We start from the raw sequence: 16,805 nt of genomic DNA, 5'->3' as shown, positions 1-16,805 counted from the left end.
TATGGCAGAATCAGCAGCACCCAGACAAGGTATCTTGTCCTTATCGATCAAGGATAAAAATGCGCTGTATGCGGCGTACATGCCGTTCGTGAAAAACGGCGGTTTGTTTATTCCGACCAAGCGCGAATACGAGATGGGTGAGGAAGTGTTCATGTTGCTGAACTTAATGGACGAAACCGAGCGCTTGCCGATTGCCGGCAAAATTATCTGGAAGACCCCGGCGGGTGCCGAGGGCTACCGTGCAGCCGGCATTGGCGTGCAATTTAGTGATCAGGATGGCGGTGCGGCGCGTAACAAAATTGAAACCTATTTGGCTGGCGCATTAGAATCTGATCGTTCCACGCATACCATGTAAACTGTTTGGCGGGCGGGCTTTGCCGCTGTCTTTACTTTCCTAAACTCATGTTTATCGACTCACACTGTCATCTCGACCGTATCGATTTAGCGCCCTACGCTAATGATTTCAATACCTTTGTGCAAGCGGCTCGCGCGGCCAAGGTCCGGCATATGCTGTGTATTGCCATCGATATGGAAGCCTATCCGGCCATGCTGGAGCAAGTCATGCCGTATTCGGATATCTCCTTGTCGGTGGGCGTGCATCCTAATGTTCATGATGGGCGTGAGCCCACGCTAGATGATTTGCTACAGTTGGCCGATAACGAAAAAGTGATCGCCATTGGTGAGACGGGACTGGACTATTTTCGTAGCGAAGGCGATCTGGAATGGCAGTTTGAACGGTTTCGCACCCATATTGCCGCAGCCAAGACACTCAACAAGCCTTTAATTATACATACCCGCGAAGCTGGCCACGATTCCTTGGATGTGCTGCGGGAAGAAGGCGCGGATCAGGTTGGGGGCATCATTCACTGCTTTACCGAGGATTGGGCGTATGCGGAAAAAGCTTTGGATTTGAATTTCTATATCTCTTTTTCAGGCATCGTGACCTTCAAGAACGCGGAAGCCATCAAGGATGTGGCGCGTAAAATACCAGCCGACCGTTTTCTGATTGAAACCGACTCGCCGTATCTCGCGCCGGTGCCGTATCGCGGTAAACCGAATTATCCGACCTATGTCCGCTATGTGGCGGAACATATTGCTGATTTGCGCGGGACCTCTGTCGAAGCTATTGCCGAGCAGTCAACCGAAAACTTTTATCGCCTATTTGCCGGATCTTCGGCGGATAAGCTACGTCAGGCCAGCTAAAAAAAACGGCCGGCCCCATGTGTGATGGAGCGGCCGTTTAGAGAGGTGGGGTATAACTCTCATTCCCCAAACGGGGCGCATACAAGAGTTGCTTGCAGTTTACTGAAGCGGCACAGTCCTGAAAATGTGGCATATTGCCGCGTGGCAAATTGTCGCTGGCCTGGTGGTTAACATAATTCCTTGAAATGCCGTCATTACATCAATCTGCCTTTTATGTCCTGGGTTATAGCAAAGTTATTTTTCTCGCAATATGGATCTGGAATTAGCTAGTCCGCTAGGAAATTTTCAACTCCAGCGCTTACCGTTTCGCAAAAACGAATTGTTGCGGGCGTGGGACGCCGCAGACGAATATCTGTTGAATCAATTGGCTGCCGCAGGCATTGCCGAGCATGCCAATATCGTCATCCTCAACGATAGCTTCGGCGCGTTGGCGGTTTCACTAAGCGCTTATCGACCAACCGCCGTTTCCGATTCCTGGCTTTCGCAGCAGGCGACGCGTATTAATCTGGCATTGAATGACATTGACCACGAGCGAGTGCGGTTGCTGGATAGCTTGTCGCTACCGGAAGCCGGCATTGATTACCTGCTGATTAAAATCCCCAAAACTCTGGCGTTGCTGGAATATCAGCTACACGCGCTCAAGCCTTTGTTAAAAGCCGATTGCCAACTGATAGCCGCCGGCATGGTGAAGAGTTTGCCGCCCACCGCATGGATATTGCTGGAACGTTTGATCGGGCCTACGCAACCTTCCTTGGCGGTAAAAAAAGCCCGACTGATTTTTGCCCGGTTGGATCCAAATCTGCAATTACCTGCAAACCCTTACCCGACGCGGTATCCATTGGAGAACAGCGATCTTACGTTTTGTAATCATGCCAATGTGTTTTCCCGCGATAGTCTGGATATAGGCACGCGTTTTTTATTAGAGCATCTACCGCAGAATTCCGAATATTACGATTTTATCGATTTGGGGTGCGGCAATGGGATTGTCGGCGTGATGTTGGCAAAACAAAACCCAAGCGCGCGAATTGGGTTTATCGATGAATCGTTTATGGCTATCGCCTCAGCCAGGGAAAATTTTGCGGCAGCTTTTGCCGATAGTCGGCAGGCCGATTTTTTAGTCGCCGATTGTTTAAGCGATTACCCGGAGAACAGTGCAGACTGCATAGTCTGTAATCCGCCGTTCCATCAACAGCACACCATAGGCGATCATATTGCCTGGCAGATGTTCCGGCAGGCGCATAAGGTCTTGCGTCAGGGCGGTGAGTTACGGGTAATCGGCAATCGCCATTTAAATTACCATCTGCCCTTGAAGAAGCTGTTCGGAAATTGCCGGCAGGTCGCAGCCAATGCTAAATTCGTGATTTTCAGCTGTATAAAGAGCTGAGTTATTCGATATTTTTATAATGCAGTGAGGATATTTGTTCGGACACAATGCCGATTAGAAAAATAAATAAAGACGACAAAAACAGTACCGCGCTCATATTGGTAAACCGGTTTTCCGTAAAATAGGTATAGCCGTAATAGCCTGCGCCCAAGCTAAACACTATGCTGCTGATGGGTAAAAATAGCCGCATCGGCGAGAACAGTACCCCGATCCGTAAGATAATAATAAAAAATCGAAAACCGTCATGCATCAGCCGGATATGGCTTTTGCCGCTACGTTTACCGGCGTGGATGGGAATGTACGCCACCGGGAAGCCGGAACGAAAAAATGCCATCGTGCTGGTGGTTGGATAAGAAAAACCGTTGGGTAATAGGTAAAGAAATTTACGGAATTTGTTGGCCCGAGCTGCACGAAATCCGGAGGTAAGATCTTCTATTTTGTGTCCGGTCATCATTGATGCCAGTTTGTTGTAAAAGTTATTTGCCAGACGTCGGAATAACGAGGCGTGGCTACCGGCGTTTCGGGCGCCGACTACCATGTCATAGCCGTCGTTCAGTTTGTTAAGCAATGCCGGAATGTCGCCGGGATCGTGTTGGCCATCGGCATCCATAAATACCAAAATATCGTTTTTTGCATGTCTGGCGCCGGTTTTGATAGCCGCGCCGTTGCCCATGCTGTAAGGATGATCAATAACCGTGACACCGGCCGCGCGCGCGATGGCGGCGGTATCGTCTGTCGAGCCATCGTTTATCAGCAGAATCTCCGCATCCGGATAGAGCAGGTGCAACATCGGTAAAAAGGACGGCAGATTTTTCGACTCGTTTTTCGCAGGGATTACGATGCTGATCGACGGGGTATTATTCATGAAAATCCAAAGGTTGGCAGGGAAACATGCCGAAATGTGGAAAACAGTCTAGCAGAATTAAATATTATCGACAGCTGGGCCAGACTTATTGAAACTGGTCTTTCAAAAGGCGTAATTGCCTAAAAACCGCTAAGTCTGATTGTTCTGTCATGTCGATCTTGTGGCGAATGCCAGTATCGTGTTCTCTAAAAAAGGGATTGGTCGCCAGCTCAAGGCCAATAGTAGATGGGATGGAGGGGAGATTTTGTCTGCGCAATTCGACAACCTGCGTAATGCGCTGCTGTAATTGTGGATTGTCTGCGTCAATCGACAGCGCAAAACGGCCATTGGCGGCGGTATATTCGTGAGCGCAGTAGATGCGGGTTTCGGCAGGCAAGGCTTTCAGTTTTTGCAACGAATACCACATCTGTTCCGCGCTGCCTTCGAACAATCGACCGCAACCGAGCGAAAACAAAGTGTCGCCGCAAAACAAAGCCTGACTATCGGCGCTGTAATAAACGATATGCCCTACGGTATGGCCGGGTGTGTCGATGACCTGAAAGCTCTGATTGCCGAGTTTTACGACATCCCCGTCGCTAAGCATGATATCAATGCCCGGAATACGCGCTTGGTCTGCTGCCGAGCCAACGATCTTGCAGCCGGTTTGTTGCTTGAGTTGCAAATTGGCGCCAACATGGTCGCCGTGGTGATGGGTGTTAAAAATGTAATCAAGTTGCCAGTCCTGCTGCTGAAGCGCATCAACCACTGGCGCGGAAACAGCTGGATCGACTACTGCTGTTTCGCCGCTGTTTGGTTCGTGTAGCAGGTAAATATAATTATCGTTTAAGGCGGGGACGAGAAGAATGCTCAGCATGGTATAACCCCCAGGTTGCTAAATAACGAAATCTAACACCTTACCCACACGCGTTTTAAAATTGCAGCGCGGGTTGCTTAACCTGAAAGGCGTGTCAGTGCTAAAAGCTGATACGCCTTTCCGATATTTACGCACAAACCGCCTGAATTTTCGCCAGGATACCCTTCGTATCCAGCCCGCACAGCGCCAGCAATTCCTCGCGGCTGCCTTGCTCGACGAAGTGATCGGGCAAACCGATATTCAACACCGGCATTAAAATCTGTTGCGCCTGTAAAAACTCATTCACCGCACTACCCGCGCCACCAGCTATGACGTTTTCCTCCACGGTGACGATGACATCATGGCTTTTCGCCATCTCTAAAATCAAGGCTTCATCGAGCGGTTTCACAAAACGCATATTCACCACCGTGGCGCCCAGTTGTTTGCCGGCTTCCACTGCCGGTGTGACCATGCTGCCCCAGGCCAGAATCGCAATGCGGCTGCCTTGATGTCTGATCTCGCCCTTGCCGATAGGTAGCTCGGTCAAAGCCTTGTCGACCGTCGCCCCCGGCCCCTTACCGCGCGGATAGCGTACCGAGGCCGGTCCCGGGTGATGGAAACCGGTGGTCAGCATCTGCCGGCACTCGTTCTCGTCGGCCGGCGCCATCACCAGCATATTCGGGATACAGCGCATATAACTGTAATCAAACGCCCCGGCATGAGTCGGACCGTCCGGTCCCACCAAGCCCGCTCTATCCAGCGCAAACAACACATCCAGATTTTGCAAAGCCACATCGTGAATCAATTGATCATACGCCCGCTGTAAAAACGTCGAATAAATCGCCACCACCGGCTTGGCACCCTGACAGGCCTGACCCGCCGCCAAGGTCACCGCATGCTGCTCGGCAATCGCCACATCGAAATAGCGTTTGGGAAACTGCTGGGAAAACGCCACCAGACCCGAACCTTCGCGCATCGCCGGCGTAATCCCCAGCAGCCGCTCATCCTGCTTAGCCATATCGCATAACCAGTTACCAAACACTTCCGTATAAGTCGGATGCGGCGACGGTGCGGCTTTAGGCAAATAATCCTTAGTCGGATCGAAGGCCGGCACCCCGTGATAGGCCAAGGGGTCTTTCTCCGCCGGTGCATAGCCTTTGCCTTTTTTCGTGACCACGTGCAAAAACACCGGTCCCGACAAATCCTTCAACTTCTCTAAAGTCGAAACCAACATCTCCACATCGTGACCGTCAATCGGCCCGAAATAATTAAAGCCCAACTCCTCGAACAGCGTCCCCGGCACAATCATGCCCTTCACATGTTCTTCGGTCTTCCGGGCCAATTCCCAGACCGACGGCATACTGGCCAAAGCCTTCTTACTCTCTTCCCGTACCGAGGAATAAAACTTACTCGATAACACTTTAGTCAGATAATTATTCATCGCCCCGACCGGCGGCGAAATCGACATATCGTTATCGTTCAAAATCACCAACAGATTGGCATTCACATCGCCGGCATGATTCATTGCCTCGTAAGCCATCCCGCCAGTAATCGACCCGTCGCCGATGATCGCCACCATCTTCTTGTCTTCCCCGCGCAACTGCGAGGCAATCGCCATCCCCAGTGCGGCACTGATCGACGTCGAAGAATGACCCACGCCAAAGGCGTCGTACTCGCTCTCCGAGCGGCAGGGAAACGCCGACACTCCACCCAAAGTCCGAATCGTCGGCATTCTGTCCTTGCGGCCGGTCAAAATCTTATGCGGATAAGCCTGATGGCCCACATCCCACACCAACTGATCGGACGGCGTATCGAACACATAATGCAGCGCCACCGTCAGTTCCACCGTACCCAGGCCGGCCGAGAAATGGCCGCCGGAGATGCTGACCGTATGCGTCAGATAGCGACGCAATTCATCGGCCAGCGGTTCGAGTTGTTCCGGTTTGAGTGCGCGAACGTCAGCGGGGGACTGGATGGTTTCTAACAGCGGAAATTCGTTAGTCTGTTTCATAATCAGTACAGGGGTTCACGATAGAACATCAGGATGACGCCTATCTGGAATAAGGCGAATACTGAGATAAATCCGGCAACGTTTTTGCCGGGCGAATCCAGCTTAAGTTCCAGCCAGCGGCCGCAAGCCAGGATTAGCGAAAATACGCCCATCATGGTATGGCCCACTTGAATCAAGAAGGCGGATTTGGCCTCGAAACCGACATGCGAATGCGCCAGCAGCATCATGCCGCCAAACGCAGCGAGCAATGGAAACATGTAGGGCATGAAGCCGCTATTATTGTTTAGCCGTGCTCTGACTTCGATCAAGCCCAGCACAAATACCAGCAAGGTGGCGATGCGATGCTGCAAAATTTCGCCGTTGTTAAAGGTGCTTTCCCAGAAGCCGATAGGACCGAGCGGCCAGCTTTCCGCGTCGCTACGGAAAAACAGAAATACGCCCAATGCCATGAAACCGACTGGCCAAAAGCGCGCCCAGCGATGGAAGCGGTTGGAGAACGACAACATGGCAAAAAAGCTCATCGTCGTCAGGAAAATACCGGAGATATTGTGGTTGTAGTCCGACCAAGCGGTGGCAGCTTCCGATGGGATCTGGCCGACAATCGCTACCCGTCCGGCTTCGCCGGCGATCAAAGCCTCATGCGTCGGCGACTCCCAGCGCGGTATGCGCGGATGGAACATGTTCAAGACTTCTTCGAAGCTCGCGGTCAGGTGCGGAATATCGACTGCGGGCGGTTGCGATGCCAAACTAGCGGCGGTGAACAGGATGGTCAGCAGAATCAGGGTTTCTGCTTCGATGTAATAGGGTACGCGCGCGGTAAGCGCATAGAGGCTACGGCTGGTGAAATAGGCATTTACAGCTTGGCGATTCAACCAGGCAAAGCCCAGCGCCAGACCCAGCATGATAATTTTTACCAATAACAGATTGCCGTAACCCGCACCAATAAAGCCTTGGAAGGTGCGGATGTAATACCAAGCCAGCGGTGTGCCGGTAGCTAGTAAAACAACGACGGCGCTGATACCCACTATCGAGAAACGTTTTAATAATAACGGCCAAACTTCGACAGCGATCAAATTGCGTTTTTTCAGCCCCCATAAAGCCAGGATCTGAAAAATACCGCCCACCCAAGTGGCGGCGGCCATTTGATGAGTGACGGTCAGTGTCATCAGCAGACCGCGATCTTCTAAACGACTGGCGCCATGCACCAGCCAAGCTGCAGAGATGACCAGCGGCACGATAATCGCTGTCGATAGCACCCAGGATTGTTTGGAACGAGGGTTACTTTTTAGCGTTTGTCTGATGAACAGGGCCAGGATAAATGCACAAGTCGCTCGCGCCAAACCCGCTTGAAACTGCACGGTTTGGAAAAATGCCGGAAACGGCGATTTCCCCAAGGTCGCCGCCATCAACCAAATCTTCAGGCCGATTTTCGACAATTGAGTGATGATCAGCGCTTTGCTGCCGAAATGGATCAGGTTGACGGTTTTGCTCAGTAAAGCCGAGTTATAGAGCGCCTCTTCATGCCAGGGGCGCAACACGAACAGTCCCCATAGCAAGCCACCGATAGTGATGGAGTAAAACGTGAGATCGACGCCGCCTATCAGTGAGTCTAAATAATTTGCAATGCCTTCCATGAGGATCACTTCGCCTGTTTAACGAAAAAACGCAGCAGGTCTTCACTGAGATGACCGTCAGCTGCAAATATTTTTAATTTGATTGCATATTCTCCCGGCTCCAGGGCAGGGAGATGCAGCAATACTTGGCCGGGTTTTTCACCTGGCGTGGCAGTAATGGTTTGCATTTTGTCGCCGGCACTGACCAGGAAGACTTCCGATAAATCCAATTCCACTTTGGAATTGAACGATAGCTCCACTTGGCTGGCCAAGTTGACCGGTACCGGGTTGAGTTTTAAAGAATTATGCGTGACGACTGCGTGGCCGAAAGCGGTGTTACTGGCGACCAGTGCCAATGCGAACAAAGCAGGTTTGAAAAAATTCATATATGGCACCTTATTTTTTGTTTTTCAGAGCGTGGCCGGCCAGGTTTTTACCCAGCGTCCAGATCGAACCGGTGACGTTGTGCGTATCGGCGATGGTTTTCTCCACGGAATTGACAATCCAATCGCGATCTTTTTGAGTCAGTGTCAGGGGAGGTAAAAACTTGACCACGTTCATGCCGTGACCGGCCACTTGCGCCAGTACCCGGTGTTCCTTGAACAACGGGATCAGGATCATTTGGCAGAACAGGCCTTTATTGGCCGCTTCCAGCATGGCCCAGGCGGCCTTTAATCCCAAACTTTTCGGGGCATGGAATTCGATGGCGATCATTGAGCCTTTGCCGCGCGCTTCCTTCAGGAATTCGTATTTGGGCGCCATGGCGTTGATGGTAGCGATGATGTCTTCGCCGACCTTGGCACTGTTTTCGACCAGTTTTTCTTCGTGAACTACATGCAATGCGGACAGGCCGGCAGCCATTGCCATATTGTTTTTCGAGAAGGTCGAGCCATGCACGACGGCTCTATCCATACGGTTGAACACGGTGTCCATGATATGGGTGGTCATGGCGACACCGCCGACCGGGATGAAGCCGCCGGACAAGGCTTTCGCCATCAGAATCATGTCGGGTTTAACCCCCCAGTGCTCGATAGCCCAAAACTTGCCGGTGCGGCCTATGCCGGTCTGGATTTCGTCGGCCACGAATAAAGTGCCGTATTTTTTGCACAAGCGCTCCACTTCCGGCAGGTAGTTATCGTCCGGGATGTTGACGCCTTTGCCTTGGATGGGCTCGACAATGAAAGCCGCCACATCTTTGCTGCTCAAGGCTTCCTCCAGTGCTGCCAAGTCATTGAACGGCACCGACGTGCATTCCGGCAGCAGCGGGCCGAAGCCTTCGCGGAAGATGTGCTCTCCGGTCAGTGATAGCGAGCCCATGGTCAAACCGTGATAGCCGTGGTCGCAATGCACGATACGCGAACGTTTGGTAGTGTAGCGGGCGAATTTGATGGCCGCTTCTACTGCTTCGGTGCCGGAATTGCAGAAAAACATTTTTTCCAGATTATCCGGGCAGGTAGCTAGAATTTCCTTGGCCAGCAGACCGCTAAGCAAGGACACATCCATCTGTACCAGGCTGGGTAATTCCAAGGTCAGGGTTTCTTGCAGCGCTTTGATAATGGTTGGGTGGTTGCGGCCCATCGCAAACACGCCGAAGCCGCTCAGCAAGTCCAAGTATTCGTTACCGTCTTCGTCGTAAAGATATTGGCCGATTGCTTTTTTATAGTTTCTGTCGTAACCGATAGTCCGTAAAACGCGCACCATCTGGTTGTTCAGGTGACGCTCATGCAAGTCGAATTTCTCGTCGAAGTGCTGAGTAAAAAGATCGGCAATGCTAAAAGACATGTAATACCTCGTAAGTGCTTGGTTTATTTCCGGATTACGCTATGTTCCCGCTGCTTAACCCTTCAATAATTCATGGTTTTCTGCTAAAAAACGATGATTTCGTTTAGTTGTTTGGCAATGATTTTCAAGGTTTTTTGCGCGGCATGAAAATGTAATCCCAGCTTGATCAGGCTGGGTGCTTCCCATGGGTGGGTTGCCAAAAAACGCAAGAGTTTGCTGGTTTCTACCTGCCCCTGACCATTCAAGGCCTGAGTAACTGCTTGGGGTAGGCTCATGCTTACAGGATCGGCAATCGTACGAATTGCCAGACAAGGTAAGTTTGATTGCTCGGCAATTTTGGCCATGGCGCAGCTTTCCATGTCCAAGGCAATCGCACCGGTTTGCCGGTATATATTGTGCTTATCGCTACTGTTGCTGACGATATGACTGCTTTCAGCCAACTTGCCATTGGAAATCGGAAACTGCTTATCCAGCAACTCATGCAGACGCTTACGCCAGCGGGGGTCGGTATCGAACACCTGTTGTTGCTCCGATAACAGCTGCTCGGCCAACATCAGATCGCCCGGTTTCAATTGCGGCGACAATGCGGCCGCGCAGCCCCAACTGATCAGTTTTTTGGCGCCTTTGGCGATTAACAGATGCGTGGCTCGTTCCGCGTTGACCGGTCCGGCACCGGCAAATGCTAAGAGAACGTTATCGGCGATGCTGACGCAATCACCCTGGACCAACTTTAGGCGGGTCAGGGTGGAGAGCTCTTCCGGTAAAGCAACAAGAATTCCTATGGTCACTGTTTGGCTAATTCGTTACGGTATCTAGCCAAAGCCCACAAGGGGAAGAACTTGTCATAGCCGTGATACTTCAAATAAAACACTTTTGGAAAGCCCGGTGCGGTAAAGCAAGGGTCATTCCATACGCCATCGGCTTGTTGACTGCGCAGCAGGAAGTCGATGCCGGCTTTGACTTCCTGGCTGTGGACTTCGCCGGCGGCGATCAAACCCAGCACGGCCCAGGCAGTTTGGAAGGCGGTGCTGAAATGGTAGCGGCCGCGAAATTTTTTATCGTCGTGATAACTCAAGTTGTCTTCGCCCCAGCCGCCGTCTTCGCGTTGGACGCTTTTTAACCATGCCGCCGCTTTGGTGTACATCGGGTCGGTTTTCGGTACATTGGTTTGCTCCAGGCCCAGCAAGGCAGACCAGGTGCCGTAAATGTAATTGGTACCCCAACGGCCGAACCAGGAGCCGTCGGCTTCTTGATCGCCACGGATGTATTCGATGGTGCGTTCCAGAGCAGGTAAATATTCGTCGTGATCTTTCGCAACTCGGGCCATCAACATCGCACAGCGGGCGCTGACGTCGACAGTGGGTGGGTCAAGTAGAGCGCCGTGGTCGGCGAACGGAATTTCGTTCAAATAGTAATAAGTGTTATCGACATCGAAGGCACCGTAGCCGCCATTTTGCGATTGCATACCGACGATCCAGCGCGTCGCTCTGTGAATAGACTCATCTAGTTCAGGCAGATTGGAATCGGCCATGGCAAAGCCTACTACAGCAGTGTCGTCAACATCGGGGTAATGCGGATTGGCGAATTGAAATGCCCAGCCGCCGCCAGCCAGATTGGGGCGGCGTACTCGCCAGTCGCCCGGCTCGTCGGACAATTGCACGCTTTTTAGCCAATCGTAAGCTTTAGTAAGGCTGGGTGTATTTGCTGCCTTATCGGATTCTTGCAATGCTAGCGCTGCAAGCGCCGTATCCCAAACCGGCGACAGGCAAGGTTGGCAATAGGCATAATCGTCTTTGACCACCAGAAGTTTGTCGATGGACTGGCGGGCGATCAAGACATTGGGGTGGTCTTTTGGGAAACCCAACAGTAACATTGATTGATAGGCGTTAACCATGGCTGGGAAAATGCCGCCCAAACCATCTTCGCCATTCAGCCGTTCGGTAAACCAATCCACGGCTTTTTGGATGGCGTGTTCGCGCATGCGTTGTGGAATCAACGGCTCAGTAACGCGGCCCAGTTTATCCAGGCCCAGGAAGAATTTATTCAGCAGAGTCCGTTCCGGAAAGTAATGTTTTTCCTCGTCCGGATGAACAACAAACAATTCCAAGACATTGACCTTGTGCGGATTTTTGGCTTTGGCCTTTAAGGTACACATGATGAACAGCGGTACCATCACGGTGCGCGACCAATAGGATACTTTGTCCAGGTGAAACGGAAACCAGCTGGGCAGCAGCATAATTTCCACCGGAATATAGGGTACGCCGCGCCACGGCAATTGTTCGAATATCGCCAGCGCGATACGAGTGAAGACATTGGCGCGCGCGGCGCCGCCTTGGCTGAGTATCCAGTCGCGCAATTTAACCATATGTGGCGCGTCGATGGAGTCGCCCGCCATTTTCAAAGCGTAATAAGTTTTCACGCTACCGCTGATGTCGCCGGGGCCGCCGGTAAATAGCGGATAGCTACCGTCTTCGGCTTGGCGGCTACGCAAGTAAACGGCGATTTTGCGCTGCAATTCTTCGTCGATGTCGTCCAGGTAGTGCATCATCATGATGTATTCGGACGGGATGGTGCAGTCGGCTTCCAGTTCAAATACCCAATAACCTTCCGGGCTTTGCAAACTGAGTAATTTGGCTTGGGCGCGTTCGATGGCGGCATTCAGTAAGCCAAGGCCGGTCGTTTTGCCGGTATTGGCATTGCTGATGTCTTGGCTGCTGGTATCTATATGGGCTTCAGTAAACATAGTGATTCCTTATTGTCCAGTGTGCGATATAGGTGAATAGTGCCAATCCGGCGATTTCAAATTACGGCTGGTCAGGTTAAACAGTAGGGATAGCAGCATATTGCTGCGCACGGTCAACTTGGTGACGACAATAGTGGCTTTGACGCTGTTGCGACTGATTTTGACCTGATTGGATTCGTTGAAATTAAGGTTTGCCTTGATTTTCTTCAAGGTGAGCACGGCCATGCCTAAGGCCCACAAGCAAAAATTGCGGATGCCGGTTTCATGGCTGGGCAGGAGTTGGGTGTAAGTTAATGCATTCTGCAAGTGCCCATGAGCGATAGCCACTAGGTGGCTCAGGCCGAGGCGGAAACGCTCGTCGTCGGTCGCTGGCGTCAGTTCGGCCAGGTTGAAGCCGGTTTCGGTGAAAATGTCTTGCGGTAACCAGCACACGCCGCGTTTGGCATCGTCCCAAATATCTTTCAGGATATTGGTCATTTGCAGGCCTTGACCAAAGGAGACTGAGAGCCTTAGTAGCTCCTCGCGATGCGCGGCAATTTCCGGCGAATAATGGCAGAACAACTTGGCCAGCATCTCACCGACGCAGCCGGCGACGTAATAGCAGTAGTCATCCATGTCTTTCATGGTTTTCAAGCCGGCATGCAAATCCAGTGCTTGATACACCGGCATGCCGTTCGCCATCGTTTTCACGCAACACGCTAGGGCTTCGATTTGCGGAGCGTCCAGTGAGCGGGTTATTGCAATCACGCGAGGCACCAGCTGGATCAAGCTATGTTCGGCCGGAATGGTTTGCGCCGAGAGCAGTGGGGCTAGCTCGGCACTGAATACGTCTGCGTTATTGCCGGTGTTGACTATGTCTATAAAAGCGCTGCAAAAGTATTTTTTTTGTTCGGCGCTAAGGGATATTTCGTCTTCTATGGTGTCTACGATGCGGCACAGCAAATAAGCATTGGCCACGGCCGGATATAGCTCTCCGGGGAGTTGCGGAATAGTTAGCGCAAACGTGCGCGACACGCCTTCAAGCAGGGTGGCTTGCAGTTCGGCGTCGGGTAGTTGTCTGAGCAACTCCGGATTGTTGATTAGTGTTTGAGATCCGTTCATCTGTATCAAGGCTAACTATTAGTTGCCCAAATGATAGACTGTTTGTTGGTGTTTTGCAAAGTGATGTTGCTTTATGGCAAATTTGTCGAAATGCTGCTGTCAAAAGCAATGTGCGAGTTCGAGCTTCCGGTCTTTGTTGTTGTTTTAGAAAAATAATTATGGTTTTTTGGTGGCCATGCTTTCTTGTGGTTGCTAAGCGGCTTTGTGTGGCTTTCAGGAAATGTGCGCATGTTCTTGTTGTTTTTTGCGTATTTTATCTGGAGTATGTTGTTGGAAAGTGGTATTCTGACCACATCTAATTGTGCGCCTCGAGCCTCATTGATGGTCTAAATAGGCCGCAGCAGGTGTCACTACTAGGATGGTTATCGGTTTGCGGCTGTTGTTTTTTTGTAACAGCAGTGGTCGCTGGATGTCGTGATAGTTTTTGGAGAATAATGCTGTGAGTGTTCCTTTACGTCAGCAATTGGCTGTAGGTAGTTATCTGATCAAGCAAAAAATCAAAGGTGTAAAAAAGTACCCTTTGGTTTTGATGCTGGAGCCCCTGTTCAGATGCAATTTAGCATGCGCGGGCTGCGGTAAAATCGATTATCCCGATGATATTCTGGACAAGCGACTCTCTGTTGAGGAATGTTTGGCTGCGGTTGATGAGTGCGGCGCGCCCATGGTGTCCATTCCAGGCGGCGAACCCTTGATTCATAAAGAAATGCCGCAGATTGTGGCCGGCATCGTTGCCAGAAAGAAATTTGTTTATCTGTGCACCAACGCCTTGTTGTTAAGAAAACGGATTAACGATTACACGCCGTCGCCTTATCTGACGTTTTCCGTGCATCTTGATGGTTTAAAAGATCGACATGATGCTTCGGTTTGTCAGGAAGGCGTTTTCGACATCGCTGTCGAAGCGATCAAGTTGGCCTTGAGTAAAGGTTTTAGGGTCACCGTTAACTGCACCTTGTTCCAAGGGGAAACCCCGGAAGAAGTGGCGGAATTTCTGGATTATGCGATGGAGTTGGGCGTAGAAGGTATCACTATAGCGCCTGGATTCAGCTACGAGCGCGCGCCTAAGCAAGATGTGTTTATCAAAGGTCTTGACGTTAAAAACCTGTTTCGCGGTATTTTCAAAATTGGCAAGACCCGTAAGTGGAAATTAAACCATTCGTCGTTGTATTTGGATTATTTGGCCGGCAATCAGAATTACGACTGTACGCCATGGGGTAATCCAACGCGCAACGTGTTTGGCTGGCAAAAACCTTGCTACTTGTTAGCTGACGAAGGTAATGCTAACTCTTTTCAGGAATTGCTGGATGATACGCCTTGGGACAAATACGGCACGGTGAAAAACCCTAAGTGCGCTAACTGCATGGCACATTGCGGCTATGAGGCAACGGCGGTTGAGGATACCTTGGCGCATCCATTGAAAGCACTTTGGGCTGCGGTGCGCGGCCCCAAAACCTCCGGTGAAATGGTTGCCGAAAAGCAGCCGGAGTTTATTGCTTCTTTCAAAAAATCGGCAATTTCCGAGATTCCAGTAAAAGTAGAGTCTTAAGACGAACCCAGGAAGTCATCCTCATTAACAGGTTTTCATAACGGCTATGTTTAAAAAATTGTATTTCGGTCTTAGTTTGCTAATGCTTGTCTGTCTGTCTTCCTTAGCTAATGCTGAAGAGATTTCTGCGCGTCAGGTCGTCGAGGAGTTTCAAAACCAGTTGCTGAGCGTAATGAAGGCGGGTAAAGAGCTTGGCTTTCAAGGGCGCTACGACAAGCTGGATGTGGCGGTAAAGAAGAGTCATGATCTGCCTAAAATCGCCAGAATCGTGGTAGGAAAGCAATGGGAAGAATTGACAACCGAGCAGCAGAACAAACTGGAAAGCGTATTCAGCAAGCTCAGTGTGTCAGCGTATGCTCATAACTTTAAAGACTATTCGGGCGAATCGTTTACTTTTGCATCCGAAGAGGAAACCGGCAGGGGTGGCGTGGTGATTCACACCAACTTGCATATTCCCGGCGAAAAGGATGTGAAGTTCGATTATATGATGAAGAAAAAAGACGATGGCTGGCAAATTATCAATATAATAGCCGATGGCGTCAGTGATTTGGCATTGAAAAGATCGGATTACACTAGTGTGCTAAGCCGTGATGGCTTTGATGCCTTGATCGTTAAAATCACTGAGAAAATTGAAAGTTACGCAAAACAATAAGTTTGTTAGGAATCGTCAGTAATGTATAGCCCTCGTTATCTAGGCAACAGCCAGGCATCCCTGTTCTGGGTGGTGTTATTTTCAAGCGCATTATCGGTAACCGGGTGTGCTACTACGGATAAGCATCCGGTTGATGCTAACAGAGCCTCTAAAGCTAAGTCAGACGCAGCTGATCCTTACGAGGGCTTCAATCGCTCCATGTACGGTTTTAACATGGGCTTGGATAAGCATTTGCTGAAGCCCATCGCTAATGGCTATAAGACTGTAACGCCCAATTTTATGCAAACTGGCGTCAGCAACTTTTTTACTAATCTTAAAGGTATCAATGTTGTCTTGAACGATGTGCTGCAAGGTAAGTTTGAACAAGGTGCTTCCGACACTGGGCGCTTCTTGACCAACTCCACAGTTGGTTTGCTCGGGTTGTTTGATGTGGCCAGCGACCTGGGATTGCAAAGCAATGTCGAAGATTTTGGTCAAACACTCGCGGTCTGGGGTGTCGATCAAGGCCCGTACTTGGTCTTGCCGATTTTAGGTCCAACTACTATCCGTGACGGTGCGGCAATTGTGGTCGACAAAGCTGCCAATCCAGGAACTTACGTGCCGGGGACGGGTATTGTCGAGGGTATTAACGACAGAGCAAATGCCGAAGGCGCTTTGAATTTTATCGACGAAGCGGCGTTGGATCCTTATGTGTTTACCCGTGAGTCATTTTTACAATACCGCAAAAACTTGATCAATGACGGTAAGAGTAATTCGACTGACTATGATCTGGACATAGACGCGGATGTCGATGTCGGCGAAATTTCTTCAGCAAAGCCTAAAGAAACTAATGCGACGCAAAAACCAAAAGCCGATACGGCTAAAAAACTACCCGGCCACGTGCAAAATAGCATTGAGGTAGGTCCTGGCAGCGCAAAGGCAGGTAGCGCTGCGTTCGATAGCATGTCCAAATCGTTCGATAATGCTGCTTTGGAATTTGAAAAAGCCTCGGACAAAATGGACCAAATGAGTAAAAAAAAAAGACCGCTTAAGCGCCATTAATTTTGTTTGAAGAGACGCAGGGAAGCGTCTCCGTA

General features: G+C 50.6%; 15 protein-coding genes. 6 read left to right on the top strand and 9 right to left on the bottom strand.

Annotated elements, in window-relative coordinates:
* Position 1 precedes the first annotated feature (1 nt).
* From ACR64Q_RS16190 to ACR64Q_RS16180, 3 genes are all read left to right on the top strand, one after another.
* Positions 2–355: a PilZ domain-containing protein gene (locus tag ACR64Q_RS16190; RefSeq protein WP_020484926.1), complete on the top strand. Its 354-nt coding sequence runs from the start codon at positions 2–4 to the stop codon at positions 353–355.
* A 47-nt stretch (positions 356–402) separates the two neighbouring features.
* Positions 403–1,203, top strand: coding sequence for a TatD family hydrolase (locus ACR64Q_RS16185; RefSeq protein WP_026602021.1), 801 nt, complete (start codon positions 403–405; stop codon positions 1,201–1,203).
* 250 nt (positions 1,204–1,453) lie between these two features.
* Complete coding sequence (locus ACR64Q_RS16180; RefSeq protein WP_026602020.1) at positions 1,454–2,587, top strand: methyltransferase; 1,134 nt, start codon at positions 1,454–1,456, stop codon at positions 2,585–2,587.
* 1 nt (position 2,588) lies between these two features.
* Here the strand turns inward: ACR64Q_RS16180 and ACR64Q_RS16175 are convergent, their stop codons facing one another.
* From ACR64Q_RS16175 to ACR64Q_RS16135, 9 genes are all read right to left on the bottom strand, one after another.
* On the bottom strand, positions 2,589–3,452 hold the full coding sequence (locus ACR64Q_RS16175; RefSeq protein WP_020484929.1) for a glycosyltransferase family 2 protein: 864 nt from the start codon (positions 3,450–3,452) through the stop codon (positions 2,589–2,591).
* An 85-nt stretch (positions 3,453–3,537) separates the two neighbouring features.
* The gene (gene gloB / locus ACR64Q_RS16170; RefSeq protein ID WP_026602019.1) at positions 3,538–4,305 is read right to left on the bottom strand and encodes a hydroxyacylglutathione hydrolase; all 768 of its coding nucleotides are present in this window, start codon (positions 4,303–4,305) and stop codon (positions 3,538–3,540) included.
* Positions 4,306–4,432: 127 nt separating this feature from the next.
* Positions 4,433–6,295 (bottom strand): 1-deoxy-D-xylulose-5-phosphate synthase, encoded by a 1,863-nt coding sequence (gene dxs, locus ACR64Q_RS16165; protein ID WP_026602018.1) that lies wholly within the window; start codon positions 6,293–6,295, stop codon positions 4,433–4,435.
* A gap of 2 nt (positions 6,296–6,297) precedes the next feature.
* Positions 6,298–7,929, bottom strand: coding sequence for a copper resistance D family protein (locus tag ACR64Q_RS16160; RefSeq protein WP_026602017.1), 1,632 nt, complete (start codon positions 7,927–7,929; stop codon positions 6,298–6,300).
* Between the two features lie 5 nt (positions 7,930–7,934).
* Entirely contained in the window at positions 7,935–8,294 is a 360-nt protein-coding gene (locus ACR64Q_RS16155) for a copper resistance CopC family protein (RefSeq protein ID WP_026602016.1), read from the bottom strand.
* 10 nt (positions 8,295–8,304) lie between these two features.
* Positions 8,305–9,690, bottom strand: a complete 1,386-nt coding sequence (locus ACR64Q_RS16150; RefSeq protein ID WP_026602015.1) for an aspartate aminotransferase family protein — start codon at positions 9,688–9,690, stop codon at positions 8,305–8,307.
* A gap of 83 nt (positions 9,691–9,773) precedes the next feature.
* Positions 9,774–10,478 carry a phosphorylase family protein gene (locus tag ACR64Q_RS16145; protein ID WP_020484935.1) on the bottom strand — a complete coding sequence of 235 codons (705 nt, stop codon included), beginning with the start codon at positions 10,476–10,478 and terminating at the stop codon, positions 9,774–9,776.
* Positions 10,475–12,433, bottom strand: a complete 1,959-nt coding sequence (shc, locus tag ACR64Q_RS16140; RefSeq protein WP_020484936.1) for a squalene--hopene cyclase — start codon at positions 12,431–12,433, stop codon at positions 10,475–10,477. The genes ACR64Q_RS16145 and shc overlap by 4 nt, the downstream gene beginning before the upstream one ends.
* A 9-nt stretch (positions 12,434–12,442) precedes the next feature.
* Positions 12,443–13,534 carry a phytoene/squalene synthase family protein gene (locus ACR64Q_RS16135; RefSeq protein ID WP_026602014.1) on the bottom strand — a complete coding sequence of 364 codons (1,092 nt, stop codon included), beginning with the start codon at positions 13,532–13,534 and terminating at the stop codon, positions 12,443–12,445.
* 439 nt (positions 13,535–13,973) lie between these two features.
* Here ACR64Q_RS16135 and hpnH point away from each other — a divergent pair, with 439 nt between their 5' ends.
* Genes hpnH through ACR64Q_RS16120 form a run of 3 tightly spaced genes read left to right on the top strand, consistent with a single transcriptional unit; the run spans position 13,974 to position 16,770 of the window.
* Complete coding sequence (gene hpnH, locus ACR64Q_RS16130) at positions 13,974–15,077, top strand: adenosyl-hopene transferase HpnH (RefSeq protein WP_026602013.1); 1,104 nt, start codon at positions 13,974–13,976, stop codon at positions 15,075–15,077.
* 46 nt (positions 15,078–15,123) lie between these two features.
* Positions 15,124–15,729 (top strand): ABC transporter substrate-binding protein, encoded by a 606-nt coding sequence (locus ACR64Q_RS16125; RefSeq protein WP_026602012.1) that lies wholly within the window; start codon positions 15,124–15,126, stop codon positions 15,727–15,729.
* A gap of 21 nt (positions 15,730–15,750) precedes the next feature.
* Positions 15,751–16,770, top strand: coding sequence for an MlaA family lipoprotein (locus tag ACR64Q_RS16120; protein ID WP_036275827.1), 1,020 nt, complete (start codon positions 15,751–15,753; stop codon positions 16,768–16,770).
* Positions 16,771–16,805: the final 35 nt, after the last annotated feature.

It is taken from the genome of Methylomonas sp. 2F7, assembly GCF_057126975.1.
This window is presented reverse-complemented; position numbering and strand designations above follow the sequence as displayed.

Bases quoted from the DNA above. Each gene is read 5' to 3' on its own strand.
- ACR64Q_RS16190 (WP_020484926.1), top strand. From the start codon at position 2: ATGGCAGAATCAGCAGCACCCAGACAAGGTATCTTGTCCTTATCGATC.
- ACR64Q_RS16185 (WP_026602021.1), top strand. From the start codon at position 403: ATGTTTATCGACTCACACTGTCATCTCGACCGTATCGATTTAGCGCCC.
- ACR64Q_RS16180 (WP_026602020.1), top strand. From the start codon at position 1,454: ATGGATCTGGAATTAGCTAGTCCGCTAGGAAATTTTCAACTCCAGCGC.
- ACR64Q_RS16175 (WP_020484929.1), bottom strand. From the start codon at position 3,452: ATGAATAATACCCCGTCGATCAGCATCGTAATCCCTGCGAAAAACGAG.
- gloB (WP_026602019.1), bottom strand. From the start codon at position 4,305: ATGCTGAGCATTCTTCTCGTCCCCGCCTTAAACGATAATTATATTTAC.
- dxs (WP_026602018.1), bottom strand. From the start codon at position 6,295: ATGAAACAGACTAACGAATTTCCGCTGTTAGAAACCATCCAGTCCCCC.
- ACR64Q_RS16160 (WP_026602017.1), bottom strand. From the start codon at position 7,929: ATGGAAGGCATTGCAAATTATTTAGACTCACTGATAGGCGGCGTCGAT.
- ACR64Q_RS16155 (WP_026602016.1), bottom strand. From the start codon at position 8,294: ATGAATTTTTTCAAACCTGCTTTGTTCGCATTGGCACTGGTCGCCAGT.
- ACR64Q_RS16150 (WP_026602015.1), bottom strand. From the start codon at position 9,690: ATGTCTTTTAGCATTGCCGATCTTTTTACTCAGCACTTCGACGAGAAA.
- shc (WP_020484936.1), bottom strand. From the start codon at position 12,433: ATGTTTACTGAAGCCCATATAGATACCAGCAGCCAAGACATCAGCAAT.
- ACR64Q_RS16135 (WP_026602014.1), bottom strand. From the start codon at position 13,534: ATGAACGGATCTCAAACACTAATCAACAATCCGGAGTTGCTCAGACAA.
- ACR64Q_RS16125 (WP_026602012.1), top strand. From the start codon at position 15,124: ATGTTTAAAAAATTGTATTTCGGTCTTAGTTTGCTAATGCTTGTCTGT.
- ACR64Q_RS16120 (WP_036275827.1), top strand. From the start codon at position 15,751: ATGTATAGCCCTCGTTATCTAGGCAACAGCCAGGCATCCCTGTTCTGG.